Annotated in this window: 17 protein-coding genes; 11 read left to right on the top strand and 6 right to left on the bottom strand. The window is 71.0% G+C overall.

Annotation, left to right across the window (positions count from 1 at the left end):
* The first annotated feature begins 32 nt into the window (after window positions 1-32).
* The gene (locus tag IE321_RS42860; protein ID WP_190223978.1) at window positions 33-788 is read left to right on the top strand and encodes a hypothetical protein; all 756 of its coding nucleotides are present in this window, start codon (window positions 33-35) and stop codon (window positions 786-788) included.
* Window positions 789-851: 63 nt separating this feature from the next.
* Here the strand turns inward: IE321_RS42860 and IE321_RS20185 are convergent, their stop codons facing one another.
* Both IE321_RS20185 and IE321_RS20180 read right to left on the bottom strand, forming a co-directional pair.
* Complete coding sequence (locus IE321_RS20185) at window positions 852-3,116, bottom strand: heterodisulfide reductase-related iron-sulfur binding cluster (protein WP_190223977.1); 2,265 nt, start codon at window positions 3,114-3,116, stop codon at window positions 852-854.
* A gap of 158 nt (window positions 3,117-3,274) precedes the next feature.
* Window positions 3,275-3,796 (bottom strand): sugar transferase, encoded by a 522-nt coding sequence (locus IE321_RS20180; protein WP_190223976.1) that lies wholly within the window; start codon window positions 3,794-3,796, stop codon window positions 3,275-3,277.
* 246 nt (window positions 3,797-4,042) lie between these two features.
* On the opposite strand from IE321_RS20180, the gene dnaK reads away from it, so the two are divergent.
* The 4 genes from dnaK to IE321_RS20160 are packed head-to-tail and all read left to right on the top strand — an operon-like array spanning window position 4,043 to window position 8,177.
* Window positions 4,043-5,878: a molecular chaperone DnaK gene (gene dnaK, locus IE321_RS20175; RefSeq protein ID WP_043221304.1), complete on the top strand. Its 1,836-nt coding sequence runs from the start codon at window positions 4,043-4,045 to the stop codon at window positions 5,876-5,878.
* Window positions 5,875-6,489, top strand: a complete 615-nt coding sequence (gene grpE / locus IE321_RS20170) for a nucleotide exchange factor GrpE (protein ID WP_043221301.1) — start codon at window positions 5,875-5,877, stop codon at window positions 6,487-6,489. The genes dnaK and grpE overlap by 4 nt, the downstream gene beginning before the upstream one ends.
* Before the next feature lie 34 nt (window positions 6,490-6,523).
* Entirely contained in the window at window positions 6,524-7,705 is a 1,182-nt protein-coding gene (gene dnaJ, locus IE321_RS20165; RefSeq protein WP_043221297.1) for a molecular chaperone DnaJ, read from the top strand.
* 4 nt (window positions 7,706-7,709) lie between these two features.
* Window positions 7,710-8,177, top strand: coding sequence for a heat shock protein transcriptional repressor HspR (locus IE321_RS20160; protein WP_043221295.1), 468 nt, complete (start codon window positions 7,710-7,712; stop codon window positions 8,175-8,177).
* A 110-nt stretch (window positions 8,178-8,287) separates the two neighbouring features.
* Here IE321_RS20160 and IE321_RS20155 read toward each other — a convergent pair whose 3' ends face one another.
* Window positions 8,288-8,758, bottom strand: a complete 471-nt coding sequence (locus IE321_RS20155; protein WP_190223975.1) for a hypothetical protein — start codon at window positions 8,756-8,758, stop codon at window positions 8,288-8,290.
* Between the two features lie 5 nt (window positions 8,759-8,763).
* The gene (locus IE321_RS20150) at window positions 8,764-9,744 is read right to left on the bottom strand and encodes a helix-turn-helix domain-containing protein (RefSeq protein ID WP_190223974.1); all 981 of its coding nucleotides are present in this window, start codon (window positions 9,742-9,744) and stop codon (window positions 8,764-8,766) included.
* A 129-nt stretch (window positions 9,745-9,873) separates the two neighbouring features.
* Here IE321_RS20150 and IE321_RS20145 point away from each other — a divergent pair, with 129 nt between their 5' ends.
* Together IE321_RS20145 and IE321_RS20140 are read left to right on the top strand one after the other, a co-directional pair.
* Window positions 9,874-10,077 carry a hypothetical protein gene (locus tag IE321_RS20145; RefSeq protein WP_190223973.1) on the top strand — a complete coding sequence of 68 codons (204 nt, stop codon included), beginning with the start codon at window positions 9,874-9,876 and terminating at the stop codon, window positions 10,075-10,077.
* 7 nt (window positions 10,078-10,084) lie between these two features.
* Complete coding sequence (locus IE321_RS20140) at window positions 10,085-10,414, top strand: Rieske (2Fe-2S) protein (RefSeq protein WP_079021860.1); 330 nt, start codon at window positions 10,085-10,087, stop codon at window positions 10,412-10,414.
* 143 nt (window positions 10,415-10,557) lie between these two features.
* On the opposite strand, the gene IE321_RS20135 is transcribed toward IE321_RS20140, so the two are convergent.
* Window positions 10,558-10,962: a pyridoxamine 5'-phosphate oxidase family protein gene (locus IE321_RS20135; RefSeq protein ID WP_190223972.1), complete on the bottom strand. Its 405-nt coding sequence runs from the start codon at window positions 10,960-10,962 to the stop codon at window positions 10,558-10,560.
* A gap of 126 nt (window positions 10,963-11,088) precedes the next feature.
* Here IE321_RS20135 and clpB point away from each other — a divergent pair, with 126 nt between their 5' ends.
* Together clpB and IE321_RS20125 are read left to right on the top strand one after the other, a co-directional pair.
* Window positions 11,089-13,674, top strand: coding sequence for an ATP-dependent chaperone ClpB (gene clpB, locus IE321_RS20130; protein ID WP_043221286.1), 2,586 nt, complete (start codon window positions 11,089-11,091; stop codon window positions 13,672-13,674).
* Window positions 13,675-13,861: 187 nt separating this feature from the next.
* On the top strand, window positions 13,862-14,398 hold the full coding sequence (locus tag IE321_RS20125; protein WP_043221285.1) for a type III secretion system chaperone family protein: 537 nt from the start codon (window positions 13,862-13,864) through the stop codon (window positions 14,396-14,398).
* A 64-nt stretch (window positions 14,399-14,462) separates the two neighbouring features.
* Here the strand turns inward: IE321_RS20125 and IE321_RS20120 are convergent, their stop codons facing one another.
* Window positions 14,463-15,641, bottom strand: a complete 1,179-nt coding sequence (locus tag IE321_RS20120) for a pyridoxal phosphate-dependent aminotransferase (RefSeq protein ID WP_190223971.1) — start codon at window positions 15,639-15,641, stop codon at window positions 14,463-14,465.
* A gap of 99 nt (window positions 15,642-15,740) precedes the next feature.
* Here IE321_RS20120 and IE321_RS20115 point away from each other — a divergent pair, with 99 nt between their 5' ends.
* Together IE321_RS20115 and IE321_RS20110 are read left to right on the top strand one after the other, a co-directional pair.
* Window positions 15,741-15,935 carry a hypothetical protein gene (locus tag IE321_RS20115; RefSeq protein ID WP_051841729.1) on the top strand — a complete coding sequence of 65 codons (195 nt, stop codon included), beginning with the start codon at window positions 15,741-15,743 and terminating at the stop codon, window positions 15,933-15,935.
* Between the two features lie 301 nt (window positions 15,936-16,236).
* Complete coding sequence (locus tag IE321_RS20110) at window positions 16,237-16,755, top strand: DUF2617 family protein (protein ID WP_043221282.1); 519 nt, start codon at window positions 16,237-16,239, stop codon at window positions 16,753-16,755.
* The last annotated feature ends 67 nt before the right edge of the window (window positions 16,756-16,822 follow it).

Below are 16,822 nucleotides of genomic sequence, written 5' to 3'. Positions count from 1 at the left end.
GGGTCAGCAGCGAAACCCCTCTGGAGTTCTCCATGCTTCTCAACCGTCGTACCCGTGTCCTGCGCACCGCCGCCGTCGCCACCGGCACCTCCGTCGCCCTCCTCCTCCCGGCCGCCGCCGCCTTCGCCGCCGACGCGCCCCGGCCGGTGACGGGCCAGAACCAGGGCCAGGACCAGGACCAGGGACGGGAACGGAGTCAGGACCAGGGGCAGGTGTCCAGTTGGCCGCTGGCCGACGGGTCCACCGCGCAGGTGCGGCAGACCGGGGAGGGCTCGTACAGCGCCGACATCGTGGGGCGGGACGGCGTGCTGATCGGCAGTCTGACCAGTACGGGGGGACAGCCCGGGTACGGGGAGAACAACGGGCTCCACATCGTCCTCCAGCCCGACGGCACCGTGAGCTCCTGGAGGGAGGACGTCCCGGCGCCCGTACCGACCCCCGAGCCCGCGCCCAAGCCCGCGCCCAAGCCCGCGCCGCAGCCCAAGCCCGCGTCCCACCACCGGAGCGTCCAGGCCAAGCTGCCCGACGGGACCGTCGCCACCTTCGCCCGGCACGTCAAGGACGGGCCGCGCGTCCAGGTGTCCTCCACGAACGGCAGGCGGATCGCCACCGTCGACGCCCGGCACCTCACGGCCCAGCACCGCGGCTGGACCTACAAGCTCGCCGTGCAGCCCGGCAAGCACGCGTACCGCTTCGTCGTCGTCGACACCCCGAAGCAGGGCGGCGACAGCTGGGTCTACGACCTGAACGGCAAGCTCGTCGCGGAGTACCACGCCCGGAAGCGGTGACCCTCCCGGCATGACGAAGGGCCGCCCCGTCCGAGACGGGGCGGCCCTTCACACGCGTGTGCCCTACGCGGCCGGCTCGGGCTCCGGCGCCTCGGCCGGGGCCTCCGGCTCGGGGTCGGCCGGGGTCTTCACCGAGTCGAGCAGCAGCTGGGCCACGTCGACGACCTGGAGCGACTCCTTCGCCTTGCCGTCGTTCTTCTTGCCGTTCACGGAGTCCGTGAGCATGACGAGGCAGAACGGGCAGGCGGTGGAGACGATGTCCGGGTTGAGGGACAGGGCCTCGTCGACGCGCTCGGTGTTGATGCGCTTGCCGATCCGCTCCTCCATCCACATCCGCGCGCCGCCGGCGCCGCAGCAGAAGCCGCGCTCCTTGTGGCGGTGCATCTCCTGCTGGCGCAGGCCCGGGACGGCCGACATGATCTCGCGCGGCGGCGTGTAGACCTTGTTGTGACGGCCCAGGTAGCACGGGTCGTGGTAGGTGATGAGGCCGTCCACCGGCGTCACCGGGATCAGCCTGCCCTCGTCGATGAGGTGCTGGAGCAGCTGGGTGTGGTGGATGACCTCGTACTCGCCGCCGAGCTGCGGGTACTCGTTGGCGATGGTGTTGAAGCAGTGCGGGCAGGTCGAGACGATCTTCTTCGCCGACTTCGGCTTCTTCGTCGACTCGTCCTCGTCGTCCTCGCCGAACGCCATGTTCAGCATCGCGACGTTCTCCTGGCCGAGCTGCTGGAACAGCGGCTCGTTGCCCAGGCGGCGGGGGGAGTCACCGGTGCACTTCTCGTCGCCGCCCATGATCGCGAACTTGACGCCCGCGATGTGCAGCAGCTCGGCGAAGGCCTTGGTGGTCTTCTTGGCGCGGTCCTCCAGGGCGCCGGCGCAGCCGACCCAGTAGAGGTAGTCGACCTCGGAGAGGTCCTCGATGTCCTTGCCGACGATCGGGACCTCGAAGTCGACCTCCTTGGTCCACTCGACGCGCGCCTTCTTGGCGAGGCCCCAGGGGTTGCCCTTCTTCTCCAGGTTCTTCAGCATCGTGCCGGCCTCCGACGGGAAGGCGGACTCGATCATGACCTGGTAGCGGCGCATGTCGACGATGTGGTCGATGTGCTCGATGTCGACCGGGCACTGCTCGACGCATGCGCCGCAGGTGGTGCAGGACCACAGGACGTCGGGGTCGATGACGCCGTTCTCCTCGGCGGTGCCGATGAGGGGGCGCTCGGCCTCGGCGAGGGCCGCGGCGGGGACGTCCTTGAGCTGCTCGGCGGTCGCCTTCTCGTTGCCCTCCATGTCCTTGCCGCCGCCCGCGAGCAGGTACGGCGCCTTGGCGTGCGCGTGGTCGCGCAGCGACATGATGAGGAGCTTGGGGGAGAGGGGCTTGCCGGTGTTCCAGGCGGGGCACTGCGACTGGCAGCGGCCGCACTCGGTGCAGGTGGAGAAGTCGAGCAGGCCCTTCCAGGAGAACTGCTCGACCTGGGAGACGCCGTAGACGTCGTCCTCGCCCGGGTCCTCGAAGTCGACGGGCTTGCCGCCGGTCGTCATCGGCTGGAGCGCGCCGAGCGCGGTGGCGCCGTCGGCGTTGCGCTTGAACCAGATGTTCGGGAAGCCGAGGAAGCGGTGCCAGGCGACGCCCATGTTGGTGTTCAGCGAGACCACGATCATCCAGATGAACGAGGTGCTGATCTTCACCATGGCGGTGAAGTAGATGAGCGTCTGGAGGGTGGTGACCGACAGGCCCTTGAAGGCCAGCACGAGCGGGTACGAGGCGAAGTACGCGGCCTCGTAGCCCTCGACGTGGTGGATCGCGCCCTCCAGGCCGCGGAGCACGTAGATCGCGAGGCCGATGGTGAGGATCACGTACTCGACGAAGTACGCCTGGCCGGCCTTGGAGCCGGCGAAGCGGGACTTGCGGCCGGCCCGCGAGGGCAGGCTCAGCAGGCGGATGACCATCAGCACGGCGATGCCGAGGATGGTCATGACGCCGATGAACTCGATGTAGAGCTCGAAGGGCAGGAAGCCGCCGATGACCGGCAGCGTCCAGTCGGCCTGGAAGAGCTGGCCGAAGGCCTGCGCGAGGGTCGGCGGCAGGGTCAGGAAGCCGACCGCGACGAACCAGTGCGCGAAGCCGACGATGCCCCAGCGGTTCATCCGGGTGTGGCCCAGGAACTCCCGGACCAGGGTGACGCTGCGCTGATAGGGGTTGTCGGTCCGGGCTCCGGCCGGGACCGGCTGGCCCAGCTTGAAGTAGCGGACGAACTGGCCGATGGCGCGAGCGAGCAGGGCAACGCCGACCACGGTCAGCGTCAGCGACACGATGATCGCGGCGAGTTGCATGACGGGCTCCTCGGGCGGGCCCATGGGGCGCGGTCGGCGCGGCCTGTGCTCGCCTCGCCCTCGCCCTGAGCCTACTAAGCGGTAACTTAATTAGTCCGTGCTGAGATTACCGGTTCCCGGCGCCGCGCTGTAGCGGCCCTCGCGGTGATCTGTGTCGCTCAGGCAAGCCTTGCCGCGCGGGCGGAGGCGCGACGGAGACGACGTCGGCGGACTGCTGGAAGCGTACGCGCCAGAACGGACAGATCCATGCCGAGCCAGTGGTGGTCCACATAGTGGAGGTCCAGCAGCTCGCGCTCCTCCCACGGCAGGTCGGAGCGGTCGCTGATCTGCCACGGCCCGGTCAGCCCCGGCCGGACCGTGAGCCGGCGCCGCGCCTCGCCTGTGCACTCCCGGTGGGTGGGGGAGAGCGGGCACGGCCCGACGAGCGACATCTGGCCCCGTACGACGTGCAGCAGCAGCGGCAGCGCGGCCAGCGGGCTCCGGGTGCGCAGCGTCAGCATGGTGAAGGGCCGGCCGCCCCGCCCCGCCACGGTGCGGCGGCGCAGGGCGGGGCCCTCCTGGCCGAGCGCGAGCGAGAGGGCCGCCGCGCCGAGCAGCGGCGAGAGGAGCAGCAGCAGTGCCGTACCCCCCAGGAGGTCGAGGCCGCGCTTGAGGTCGACCCTGCGGTGGTTCGCCGTCATGCCCCGGACCCCTTCGGCTGAGATCATGGGATGTTCGTGGGATATGCCTGCTTTGCCCGACAAGGGGCACCAGGACTCTGCCACTTTCCGCGCCGCGGGTCAGGTAACGACGCGCCCTGTGCGTCTCTTTGAGCGACAGAAGCGGCGAAGAGTTGAGTGCCCTCGACTCAGGTCTGTTGACGCCCCGCGCTCCGTCATGCATCCTTGAGCCAGTTCCACTCAAGTCAGTCAGCTGGAGGAATCGAAATGGCACGTGCGGTCGGCATCGACCTGGGTACGACTAACTCCGTCGTCAGCGTTCTGGAAGGCGGCGAGCCCACCGTCATCACCAACGCCGAGGGCGCCAGGACCACGCCGTCCGTCGTCGCCTTCGCCAAGAACGGCGAGGTGCTCGTCGGCGAGGTCGCCAAGCGTCAGGCGGTCACCAACGTCGACCGGACCATCCGGTCCGTGAAGCGTCACATGGGCACCGACTGGAAGATCGAGCTGGACGGGAAGAACTTCAACCCGCAGCAGATGTCCGCCTTCATCCTCCAGAAGCTGAAGCGCGACGCCGAGGCCTACCTGGGCGAGAAGGTGACCGACGCGGTCATCACCGTCCCGGCGTACTTCAACGACTCCGAGCGCCAGGCCACCAAGGAGGCCGGTGAGATCGCGGGCCTCAACGTCCTGCGCATCGTCAACGAGCCGACCGCGGCCGCCCTGGCCTACGGCCTCGACAAGGACGACCAGACGATCCTCGTCTTCGACCTCGGTGGCGGCACCTTCGACGTGTCCCTCCTGGAGATCGGCGACGGCGTCGTCGAGGTGAAGGCCACCAACGGTGACAACCACCTCGGTGGCGACGACTGGGACCAGCGCGTCGTCGACTACCTGGTGACCCAGTTCAAGAACGGTCACGGCGTCGACCTGGCCCTCGACAAGATGGCGCTCCAGCGTCTGCGCGAGGCGGCCGAGAAGGCGAAGATCGAGCTCTCCTCCTCGACCGAGACCTCCATCAACCTGCCCTACATCACGGCCTCCGCCGAGGGCCCGCTGCACCTGGACGAGAAGCTCACGCGCGCCCAGTTCCAGCAGCTCACCTCGGACCTCCTGGAGCGCTGCAAGGTCCCGTTCCACAACGTCATCAAGGACGCGGGCATCGCCCTCTCCGAGATCGACCACGTGGTCCTGGTCGGCGGCTCGACCCGCATGCCGGCCGTCGCCGAGCTCGTCAAGGAGCTGACCGGTGGCAACGAGGCCAACAAGGGCGTGAACCCGGACGAGGTCGTCGCCATCGGCGCCGTCCTGCAGGCCGGTGTCCTCAAGGGCGAGGTCAAGGACGTCCTGCTCCTCGACGTGACCCCGCTGTCCCTCGGCATCGAGACCAAGGGCGGCATCATGACCAAGCTCATCGAGCGCAACACCACGATCCCGACCAAGCGGTCCGAGATCTTCACGACGGCCGAGGACAACCAGCCGTCCGTGCAGATCCAGGTCTACCAGGGCGAGCGCGAGATCGCGGCGTACAACAAGAAGCTCGGCATGTTCGAGCTGACCGGCCTCCCGCCGGCCCCGCGCGGCGTCCCGCAGATCGAGGTCGCCTTCGACATCGACGCCAACGGCATCATGCACGTGACCGCGAAGGACCTGGGCACGGGCAAGGAGCAGAAGATGACCGTCACCGGCGGCTCCTCGCTGCCGAAGGACGAGGTCGACCGGATGCGCCAGGAGGCCGAGCAGTACGCGGAGGAGGACCACCGCCGCCGCGAGGCCGCCGAGTCCCGCAACCAGGGCGAGCAGCTCGTCTACCAGACCGAGAAGTTCCTCAAGGACAACGAGGACAAGGTCCCGGGCGACGTGAAGTCCGAGGTCGAGGCCGCTCTCGCCGAGCTGAAGGAGAAGCTCAAGGGCGAGGACTCCGCCGAGATCCGCACCGCCACCGAGAAGGTCGCGGCCGTCTCCCAGAAGCTCGGCCAGGCCATGTACGCCGACGCGCAGGCCGCCCAGGCCGGTGCCCCGGCCGGCGAGGCCAAGGCCGACGACGACGTCGTCGACGCCGAGATCGTCGACGACGAGCCCAAGAAGGACGGCCAGGCGTGAGCGAGGAGACTCCGGGCTTCGAGGAGAAGCCCGACGTCCCCTCCGGCGACGCCGCCGAGGCCGCCGAGTCCACCGAGGACACGGCGGCCCCGGCCGGGGACGTGGCGGACACTGCTCTCCTGGCCCAGCTGGACCAGGCCCGTACGGCGCTCTCCGAGCGCACCGCGGACCTCCAGCGGCTCCAGGCCGAGTACCAGAACTACCGGCGCCGGGTCGAGCGGGACCGGGTCACGGTCAAGGAGATCGCCGTGGCGAGCCTCCTGACCGAGCTGCTCCCGGTCCTCGACGACATCGGCCGGGCCCGGGAGCACGGCGAGGTCGTCGGCGGCTTCAAGTCGGTCGCCGAGTCGCTGGAGACCGTCGTCGCCAAGATGGGGCTCCAGCAGTTCGGCAAGGAGGGCGAGCCCTTCGACCCGACGATCCACGAGGCCCTGATGCACTCGTACGCGCCGGACGTCACCGAGACGACCTGCGTCGCGATCCTGCAGCCCGGGTACCGGATCGGCGAGCGGACCGTCCGGCCCGCCCGCGTGGCCGTCGCCGAGCCCCAGCCGGGCGCGCAGGCGAAGGCGGAGGAGTCGGACGACTCCTCCGAGAAGGACAGCGAGTAAGCAGCCACACCCGCACGCGGGAGGAGGGACGTCGATGAGCACGAAGGACTTCGTCGAGAAGGACTACTACAAGGTCCTCGGCGTCCCCAAGGACGCCACCGAGGCAGAGATCAAGAAGGCGTACCGGAAGCTCGCCCGCGAGAACCATCCGGACGCCAACAAGGGCGACACCAAGGCCGAGGAGCGCTTCAAGGAGATCTCCGAGGCGAACGACGTCCTCGGTGACCCCAAGAAGCGCAAGGAGTACGACGAGGCGCGCGCGCTCTTCGGGAACGGCGGCTTCCGGGCCGGCGGCCCCGGGGGCGGCGGCTCGTTCAACTTCGACCTGGGCGACCTCTTCGGAGGCGGCGCCCAGGGCGGTGCCGGCGGCTTCGGCGGCGGCGGTGGCGGCATCGGGGACGTCTTCGGAGGCCTGTTCAACCGCGGCGGCGGCGCGGGTGCCCGCACCCAGCCCCGCCGCGGCCAGGACATCGAGTCCGAGGTGACGCTCAGCTTCACCGAGGCCATCGAGGGCGCCACCGTGCCCCTGCGGATGTCCAGCCAGCAGCCCTGTACGGCCTGTTCCGGAACCGGCGACAAGAACGGCACCCCCCGGGTGTGCCCGACCTGCGTCGGCACCGGCCAGGTCTCGCGCGGCAGCGGCGGCGGCTTCTCGCTGACCGACCCGTGCGTGGACTGCAAGGGCCGCGGCCTCATCGCTGAGAACCCCTGCGAGGTCTGCAAGGGGTCCGGCCGGGCCAAGTCCTCGCGGACCATGCAGGTCCGGATCCCGGCGGGCGTCTCCGACGGCCAGAAGATCCGGCTGCGCGGCAAGGGCGCCCCGGGCGAGCGCGGCGGGCCCAACGGCGACCTGTTCGTCGTCGTGCACGTCGACGCCCACCCGGTCTTCGGCCGCAAGGACGACAACCTCACCGTCACCGTGCCGGTCTCCTTCACGGAGGCCGCGCTCGGCGGCGAGATCAAGGTCCCGACCCTCGGCGGCCCCGCGGTCACCCTCAAGCTGCCCGCGGGCACGCCGAACGGCCGGACCATGCGCGCCCGCGGCAAGGGCGCGGTCCGCAAGGACGGCACGCGCGGCGACCTGCTGGTGACGGTCGAGGTCGCGGTGCCGACGGAGCTGGACGACAAGGCCCGCGAGGCCCTGGAGACCTACCGCGAGGCGACCGCCTCGACGGACCCCAGGGCGGAGCTGTTCCAGGCGGCGAAGGGAGCGTGACGCGGTGGACGGACGACGACGGCAGCCGGGCTTCGGCGGCAGGGCGTACGAACTGACCGACGAGACCCCGGTGTACGTCATCTCGGTGGCGGCCCAGCTGTCGGGTCTGCACCCGCAGACCCTGCGCCAGTACGACCGCCTGGGTCTGGTCTCCCCGGACCGCACGGCCGGCCGCGGCCGGCGCTACTCGGCCCGCGACATCGAACTGCTCCGCCAGGTGCAGCAGTTGTCGCAGGACGAGGGCATCAACCTGGCCGGCATCAAGCGCATCATCGAGCTGGAGAACCAGGTCGCCGCGCTCCAGGCCCGCGTCGCCGAGCTCTCCTCGGCCGTCGAGGGCGCGGCCGCCGCGATGCGGCAGCGCGAGGCCCAGGTGCACGCCTCCTACCGGCGCGACCTGGTGCCGTACCAGGACGTGCAGCAGGCGAGCGCGCTGGTCGTGTGGCGCCCGGCGCCGAAGCGCGGCGAGTAGCCTCCGGCACGACGTACGAGTCCGCACGACCCCGTGAGGCCTCGCACGACCCCGTACGAGCCGGGTCGGCCCCCTTCCACCGGAAGGGGGCCGACCCGGCTCGCGGCGTCTCAGGGGGCGATGAGCTCGCCGACGATGTCCCCGGCCGTCTCCCACCAGGGCGCGGCGCCGGTGCCGAACGCGGCGGCCAGCGCGGTGCCGACGGCCAGGTCGAGCGGGGTCGGCTCGACGGCCCAGTCGTCGGTCACGCGTCCGTCGCCGGTGGAGTCCAGGGTGCCGAGCCGCCGTCCGTCCCGGCTCAGCCGGCTCTCCGCGTACGAGCAGGGCACGAGCCGGTAGCGGTGGCCGCCGGCGCGGACGTCCACCCGGTACGAGCGCCGCAGCAGCCGCCCGCGGGACGGCCGGATCACGGCGGGGGCGCCGTCGACGGTGAGCGTCAGCAGGGCGGCCCTGCGGGTGCCGATGGGCGTGTGGGCGTCGGGGGGCGTCCCCGGGGCCCGGACGAGTTCCACGTCCGGGAGGCCGGGCCCGGTGATCCGGAGGGTGCCGGCGGGGCCGTCGAGCGCGATGTCCGCGTGCATGGTGGTCAGTCTCCCCGTTCGAGGAGGCCGGACCGGGCGATGAGGTACCCGAGCTGGGCCCGGCTCCCGCTGCCCAGCGCGGTGGCGAGCTTGGCGATGTGCGCCCGGCAGGTCCGCACGTTCATCCCGAGCCGCCGCGCGATCGCCTCGTCGACGTGCCCCTCGACGAGGAGCCGCGCGATGGAGCGCTGGACGCCGCTGATGGCGTCGGTCTTGGCGTCGTAGGGGATCTCGTCGCGGATCGGGACGGCCAGGTGCCAGAACTGGTCGAACACGCCGCCGAGATAGGCGACCAGCCCGGGGTGGCGGAGCTCCAGGGCCACCTGGCGGTCGCTGCGGGCGGGGATGAAGGCGACCTCGCGGTCGATGATGATGAGCCGGTCGATGATCTCCTCAAGGGTGCGGACCTGGACCTCCGGCCCGACGTGTTCGAGGTAGTTCAGCGTGAGTTCGGTGTGCCGGGCGGTGTGCTGGTAGAGCGTCCGCATGTCGATGCCGCGCCCGAGGAGCGGGGAGACCCGGCGCAGGGCCTCGCTCAGGGCGTGGGCGGGGCGGCCGCCGCCGGGCTGGACGGTCAGCAGTTCCTTCTGGCAGTTGGCGACCGTGCGGTCCAGCGTGGTGTTGATGCGGTCGATGCCCTCCAGGACCGTGATGGCGCTGGTGTTCGCCGAGTCGAAGGCGGTGATCGCCATGAAGGGTTCGAAGGCGTCGGACAGCGCGACGGTCATCCGCCGGTGTTCGAGGATCTCCCGCTCGATGGGCTGGAGGAGCTGGGCCAGCGCGGCGGACGGCGGCACCGGACGCAGCCACTGGGCGTCGTCGGGGTCGGGGTGAAGCAGCGACAGATCGAGCAGGCAGGGCGCCTCGATGGCGTCTGACCGGGGTATTCGTCCTGTCCGAAGGGCGGACGCGTACAGCTCGGAGCCCGCCGTGCAGAGCTCCGTATGGGAATGGGAGTGCCCGGTTTCGTCTGCTTGTTTCCGCATATGTACACCCCCAGGCTCCTGCATCTCAGGAACATGATGCCTGGGTTTGGTGGTGTGAGCGCAGGGAGTGAGTCATCGTTTTCCCACGGGGGTCGGAGAGACGTTGCCTTCAAGTGAGGTTGCACGGTGATGATGAAGAAGCTCATACGCACGGTGGCCGGAGTCGCCTTCATCGCGGCGGCGGCGCTTGGTGTCGTGGGCGTGGCCGACCCGGGCTGGCACTCGGAGCCGGCGCAGGTGCGGGCCGCGGTCAACGACCCGGGCTGGCACGCCGCTCCCGCCCAGGACCCGGGCTGGCACGCCCTTCCCGCACTGGACCCGGGCTGGAACTAGCCGGCCCATGAATGTTCCTGACGATCCCAGATTCCGACGGGAGATGGCTTCGGCCTACCGGTCCGGGTGGCACTTCGTCGATCTCGTCACGGCCATCCCCCACCGTGGCGACTCGCTGAGGATCACCCTCTTCGGGGAGCCCGTGATCGTGGCACGGGAGCAGGACGAGGACGTCCGCGCCTACCGGTGCCTCCGTCGCCCCCGCGGCGCCCCGCAGCCCGTCCGCTGTGCCATCAGGTACGGCATGATCTTCGTCAACTTGGACCAGCGCGACCACCAGCCGGTCGAGGCGCGGTTCGACCCCGAGACCCTCTCCGCCACCCCCCGCAGTGCCTGAGCGATTCCCCCGTCGTTGTAGATCGCTCAGGTGCTTCCCCCACACAACGGCGCCATCGCGGACCTGAAACGCGATGGCGCCGTTGTGCTTTTCCGTTTCCGTCCGCCGGGACCCGGGGCCGGGCCCCGGGCGGCTCGCTCCGGCTACGCGCGGCCCATCGCGCGGGTGAGGGCGATCTCGATGACGACCCGGTCGGGGTTGGGTGTCGGGGTGCGGCCGTAGCGGTCCGCGTAGCGCGCCACCGCGTCGGCGACCTCCTCCTCCTCCGTACGGATCCGGGCGACGCCCTCCAGGGTGGCCCAGCGGCCCTTGTCGACCTGGCAGACCGCGACCCGGGCGCCCGCCGCGCCGGCCGCCAGCACGTTCGCGACCTTCCGGCTGTGCTTGTTGGTGATGACCCGCGCCAGGCCGTTCTCGGGGTCGTACGTGACGCCGACGGCCACCACGTGCGGGGTGCCGTCCGGGCGCGGGGTGGTCAGCGTGCACATGTGGTACTCGCGCCAGAAGCTGAGATACGAGTCCGTGGGGTTCCTCGGGTCAGTCGCCATGCCCGGAAACTACCGCCGCCGCCACCGGCTCCGATACCTTGAGCGGAATAGACTCAACTTTATGTACGCTGTATGAGTCAGTACAGACAGGACCCAGAGGACCACACCCAGGAGGAGACCCCGCACGTGGACGCCGAACTGACCAACAGGAGCCGGGACGCGCTGAACGCGGCGAGCAGCCGCGCCGTGTCCCAGGGGCACGCCGACCTGACCCCCGCCCATCTTCTGCTCGCACTGCTGGCCGGTCAGGACAACGAGAACATCACCGACCTGCTCGCCGCCGTCGAGGCCGACCAGGCCGCCGTCCGCGCGGGCGCGGAGCGGCTGCTCGCCGCCCTGCCCAGCGTCACCGGCTCCACCGTCGCGCCCCCGCAGCCCAACCGGGACCTGCTCGCCGTCATCGCCGACGCCGACGCGCGCGCGAAGAAGCTCGGCGACGAGTTCCTGTCCACGGAGCACCTGCTCATCGGCCTCGCCGCCAAGGGCGGGCAGGCCGGCCAGGTCCTGGACCGGCAGGGCGCGACCGCCCGCCGGCTCCAGGACGCCTTCGAGAAGGCCCGGGGAGGCCGCCGCGTGACCACCGCCGACCCCGAGGGCTCGTACAAGGCCCTGGAGAAGTTCGGCACGGACTTCACCGCCGCCGCCCGCGAGGGCAAGCTCGACCCGGTGATCGGCCGCGACCACGAGATCCGGCGCGTGGTGCAGGTCCTGTCCCGGCGCACCAAGAACAACCCGGTCCTCATCGGCGAGCCCGGCGTCGGCAAGACCGCCGTCGTCGAGGGCCTCGCCCAGCGGATCGTGAAGGGCGACGTCCCGGAGTCGCTGCGGAACAAGCGGCTGGTCTCCCTGGACCTCGGCGCGATGGTCGCCGGCGCGAAGTACCGCGGCGAGTTCGAGGAGCGGCTCAAGACCGTCCTCTCCGAGATCAAGGAGAGCGACGGCCAGGTCATCACCTTCATCGACGAGCTGCACACCGTCGTCGGCGCGGGCGCGGGCGGCGACTCCGCCATGGACGCCGGCAACATGCTCAAGCCCATGCTGGCCCGCGGCGAGCTCCGCATGGTCGGCGCCACCACCCTCGACGAGTACCGCGAGCGGATCGAGAAGGACCCCGCCCTGGAGCGCCGCTTCCAGCAGGTCCTGGTCGCCGAGCCGTCCGTCGAGGACACCGTCGCCATCCTCCGCGGCCTCAAGGGCCGGTACGAGGCCCACCACAAGGTGCAGATCAACGACTCCGCGCTGGTGGCCGCCGCGACCCTCTCCGACCGGTACATCACCTCCCGCTTCCTCCCCGACAAGGCCATCGACCTCGTCGACGAGGCGGCCTCCCGGCTCCGCATGGAGATCGACTCCTCCCCGGTCGAGATCGACGAGCTCCAGCGCTCCGTCGACCGGCTCCGCATGGAGGAGCTGGCCCTCGCCAAGGAGACCGACCCGGCCAGCGTGCAGCGCCTGGAGAAGCTCCGCCGCGACCTCGCCGACCGCGAGGAGGAACTGCGCGGCCTCACCGCCCGCTGGGAGAAGGAGAAGCAGTCCCTCAACCGGGTCGGCGAGCTCAAGGAACGGCTCGACGAGACCCGCGGCCGCGCCGAGCGCGCCCAGCGCGACGGCGACTTCGACACCGCCTCCAAGCTGCTCTACGGCGAGATCCCGACCCTGGAGCGGGAGCTGGAGGAGGCCACCGAGGCCGAGCGCGAGGTCCAGAAGGACACCATGGTCAAGGAGGAGGTCGGACCGGACGACATCGCCGACGTCGTCGGCGCCTGGACCGGCATCCCCGCCGGCCGCCTCCTGGAGGGCGAGACGCAGAAGCTGCTCCGCATGGAGGACGAGCTGGGCCGCCGGCTCATCGGCCAGTCCGAGGCCGTCCGGGCCGTCTCCGACGCCGTGCGCCGCACCCGCGCCGGGATCGCCGACCCCGACCGGCCCACCGGCTCCTTCCTCTTCCTCGGCCCCACCGGCGTCGGCAAGACCGAGCTGGCGAAGGCGCTCGCCGACTTCCTCTTCGACGACGAGCGGGCCATGGTCCGCATCGACATGTCGGAGTACTCCGAGAAGCACTCGGTGGCCCGGCTGGTCGGCGCGCCCCCCGGCTACGTCGGCTACGAGGAGGGCGGTCAGCTCACCGAGGCCGTCCGCCGCCGTCCGTACAGCGTCGTGCTGCTCGACGAGGTGGAGAAGGCGCACCCGGAGGTCTTCGACATCCTGCTCCAGGTCCTCGACGACGGCCGGCTCACCGACGGCCAGGGCCGGACGGTCGACTTCCGCAACACCATCCTGATCCTCACCTCGAACCTGGGCAGCTCGTACCTGGTGGAGCCGCTGACCAGCGACGAGGAGAAGAAGCAGCAGGTCCTGGAGGTCGTGCGGGCCAGCTTCAAGCCCGAGTTCCTGAACCGGCTCGACGACCTGGTGGTCTTCTCCGCGCTCGACCGGGCCGAGCTGGGCCGGATCGCGCGGCTCCAGATCGACCGGCTCGCCAAGCGCCTCGCCGACCGCCGGCTCACCCTGGACGTCACCCCGGAGGCCCTGGAGTGGCTGGCGGAGGAGGGCAACGACCCGGCGTACGGCGCCCGGCCGCTGCGCCGCCTCATCCAGACGGCCATCGGCGACCGGCTCGCCCGGGAGATCCTGGCCGGAGAGGTCCGCGACGGCGACACCGTCCGCGTGGACCGCTTCGAGGACGGCCTGATCGTCGGCCGGGCGGAGTGACGGGCCCGGACGCCGAAGACGCCGAAGAAGCCGAGGTGGACGAGGGCGGCGCCGCCGTCCTCGTCCCGTCGTGCCCCCGTGGGGAACCGCATCCTGTCAGCCCGCAGCGGATCCGCCCCGGCGGGGCTTGCCACGGACCGGCCGGGATGGGGGAGGATGGCAACATCCGTACGAAGGGAAATTCACGGTGAGCATCGACCCGTCCTCGATTCCGAATTTCGGGGGACAGCCCCAGCCTCAGGCAGGACCGGCGGGCCCCGTCGTCCCCGACCAGGACCTGGTGAAGCAGCTCCTGGAGCAGATGGAGCTCAAGTACGTCGTCGACGACGAGGGTGACCTCGCGGCGCCGTGGGAGGACTTCCGCACGTACTTCATGTTCCGCGGCGAGAACGAGCAGCAGGTGTTCTCGGTGCGCACGTTCTACGACCGGCCGCACTCGGCCGACGACCGCGCCAAGATCCTCGACGCGATCGACGACTGGAACCGCCGGACCCTGTGGCCGAAGGTCTACACCCACCTGCACGAGGAGGAGGACGGCTCCGCCACCCTCCGTCTCATCGGTGAGGCGCAGATGCTGATCGGCACCGGCGTCGCCCTGGAGCACTTCGTCTCCTCCACGGTGAGCTGGGTCCGCGCCTCCATCGAGTTCGACAAGTGGATCGTCGAGCAGTTCGGCCTCCAGTCCCCCGAGGACAAGGCCGAGGGCGAGGCCGACGAGGCCTGAGCCCCGTCCCGCACCGCGCGCGGAAGCCGGGCCCCCCTGTGCGGGGGCCCGGCTTCCGTCGTGCTCAGCCCAGCCGCCCGAGCCGGTCCACCGCCTCCTGGAGGACGTCGGCGCGCTTGCAGAAGGCGAAGCGGACGAAGGGCGCCCCGGCCTCGCGGTGGTCGTAGAAGACGGCGTTCGGGATGGCGACGACGCCGGCCCGCTCGGGCAGCGAGCGGCAGAAGGCGAAGCCGTCGTCGGCGCCGAGGGGGCGGATGTCGGTGGTGACGAAGTACGTGCCCCGCGGGCGGTAGACCGTGAAGCCCGCCCGGGCGAGCCCGTCGCTCAGCAGGTCCCGCTTGGCCTGGAGGTCGGCGCGCAGTCCGTCGTAGTAGGAGTCGGGCAGGCGCAGGGCCTCGGCGACGGCGTACTGGAATGGCCCGGACGACACGTAGGTCAGGAACTGCTTCGCCGAGCGGACGGCCGCGGTCAGCTCCGGGCTCGCGGTGGTCCAGCCGACCTTCCAGCCGGTGAAGGAGTACGTCTTGCCGGCCGAGCCGATGGTGACGGTGCGGTCCCGCATGCCGGGGAAGGTCGCGAGCGGCAGGTGCTCGGCGTCGTCGAAGACCAGGTGCTCGTAGACCTCGTCGGTGACGACGAGCAGGTCCCGCTCGACGGCCAGCTCGGCGACGGCGGTCAGCTCGGCGCGGGTGAGGACGGTGCCGGTGGGGTTGTGCGGGGTGTTGAGGAGGATCAGCCGGGTGCGCGGGGTGACGGCGGCCCGCAGTTCGTCGAGGTCGAGGACGTAGCGGCCCTCGTGGGGGCGGAGGGTGACCGGGACGCGGGTGCCGCCGGCCATGGCCACGCAGGCCGCGTACGAGTCGTAGTACGGCTCCAGGGCGATGACCTCGTCGCCGGGCTCGACCAGGGCGAGCAGGGCCGCGGCGATCGCCTCGGTGGCGCCGGCCGTGACCAGGACCTCCCGGTCGGGGTCGTACTCCAGGCCGTAGCGGGCGCGCTGGTGGTCGGCGATCGCGGTGCGCAGCTCGGGGACGCCGGGGCCGGGCGGGTACTGGTTGCCGTGGCCGTCGCGCAGGGCGCGCACGGCGGCCTCGCGCACCTCCTCGGGGCCGTCGGTGTCGGGGAAGCCCTGACCGAGGTTGATCGAACCCGTCCTGGCGGCGAGCGCGGACATCTCGGCGAAGATCGTCGTCCCGAACTCCGCGAGCCGGCGGTTGAGCAGCGGTCGTGTCATGGCGGTCATCCTGGGCCGAAGCTCTGGACTTGCTCAAGTGCGCTTTGGGTGTCGCGGGGGGCGGGAATCCCCCGGGCAGAGGCGGCAGGGAGCCGCCGGACGGGGGCGATGACGATGGAATTCCTGATCACGGTGTTCGTGGTCCTGGTGGTGGCCGGCCTGGTCGTGTCGGGTGCCGGGGGCGGCCGGAAGCGGAAGCGGCGCGGCGGCTGGTCCGACGGCGGGGGTGGCGGCTGCGGCTCCAGCTCGTGCGGATCCAGCTGCGGGGGCGGCGGCTGTGGCGGTGGTGGCGGGGGCGACTGACGGGACGGGTGGGACAACGGCCCCGGGGCGGGGCGGGATTGGCGTTCCGAGGGGCTCTTCCGGTCGCTCATCGATCGAATCTGTTTGAACAATTGAACTGTGGGGTCCCCGAAGGGGATGGAAACCACGGCAAGTTGGGTAAAAACGCTGCGAGTCGTCCGGCGTCCGTGGTTCTCTCGCTCCTGTCAGAGACAGCCCTCGGACCGTGTGTGGACCCGAGCCGGCGCTCCCCCACTCCCGTTGAATCCCTCTCCGGGGCGCCCCCGGCCCACCCGTCAAACCGTGTTTGCGGAGCCGACCCATGCTCACCACCCTGAAGACCTCCTACACCGACACCCGCGCGGCCGACCTGGCCTGGGCGCTGGGCCGCGAACCGCTGCCCGCGCTCGCCGTGCTCAACCTCGAACTCTCCGGCGCGAAACTGCAGTTGCGCCTGCTCGGCGCCTCCCACCAGGTCCTCCTGGAGGAGGAGGGCCGGACCTGTTCCGAGACCGTCGCCTGCATGCCGGGCAGCAGCACCCCGCTGCCGCTCGGCGTCTCCAAGCGCTTCGGCGAATGGGAGTACGAATTCGCGGCCCGCGTCGAGACGCTCACCCAGGGCTCCTTCGCGGGCCGGGCGCAGGAGCTGCTCGCGCTGGTCGCCGACCATCCCCACGGCCTGGCCGGGACGTTCCCCGGCTCGCCGCACGCCTTCACCGCGATGCTGGCGCAGCGTCACGAGGGGCAGGTGCGCTGGCGGACCTGGCACGCCTACCCGCAGGAAGGCCAGCTCGTGGTCACCCGCACCAGGATCGGCGTCCGTATGCCCGCGACGCTCTGACGCGCCTCCCCCTTGCCCCAGGTGCACTCGTGTGGGTGACAAGGGGCGAGGGGGTCGTGACGTAGCG

The organism is Streptomyces hydrogenans, assembly GCF_014656075.1.
Lineage (GTDB): Bacteria > Actinomycetota > Actinomycetes > Streptomycetales > Streptomycetaceae > Streptomyces > Streptomyces hydrogenans.
The sequence above is the reverse complement of the archived record's forward strand: the minus strand, read 5'-3'. Positions and strand labels throughout refer to the sequence as shown.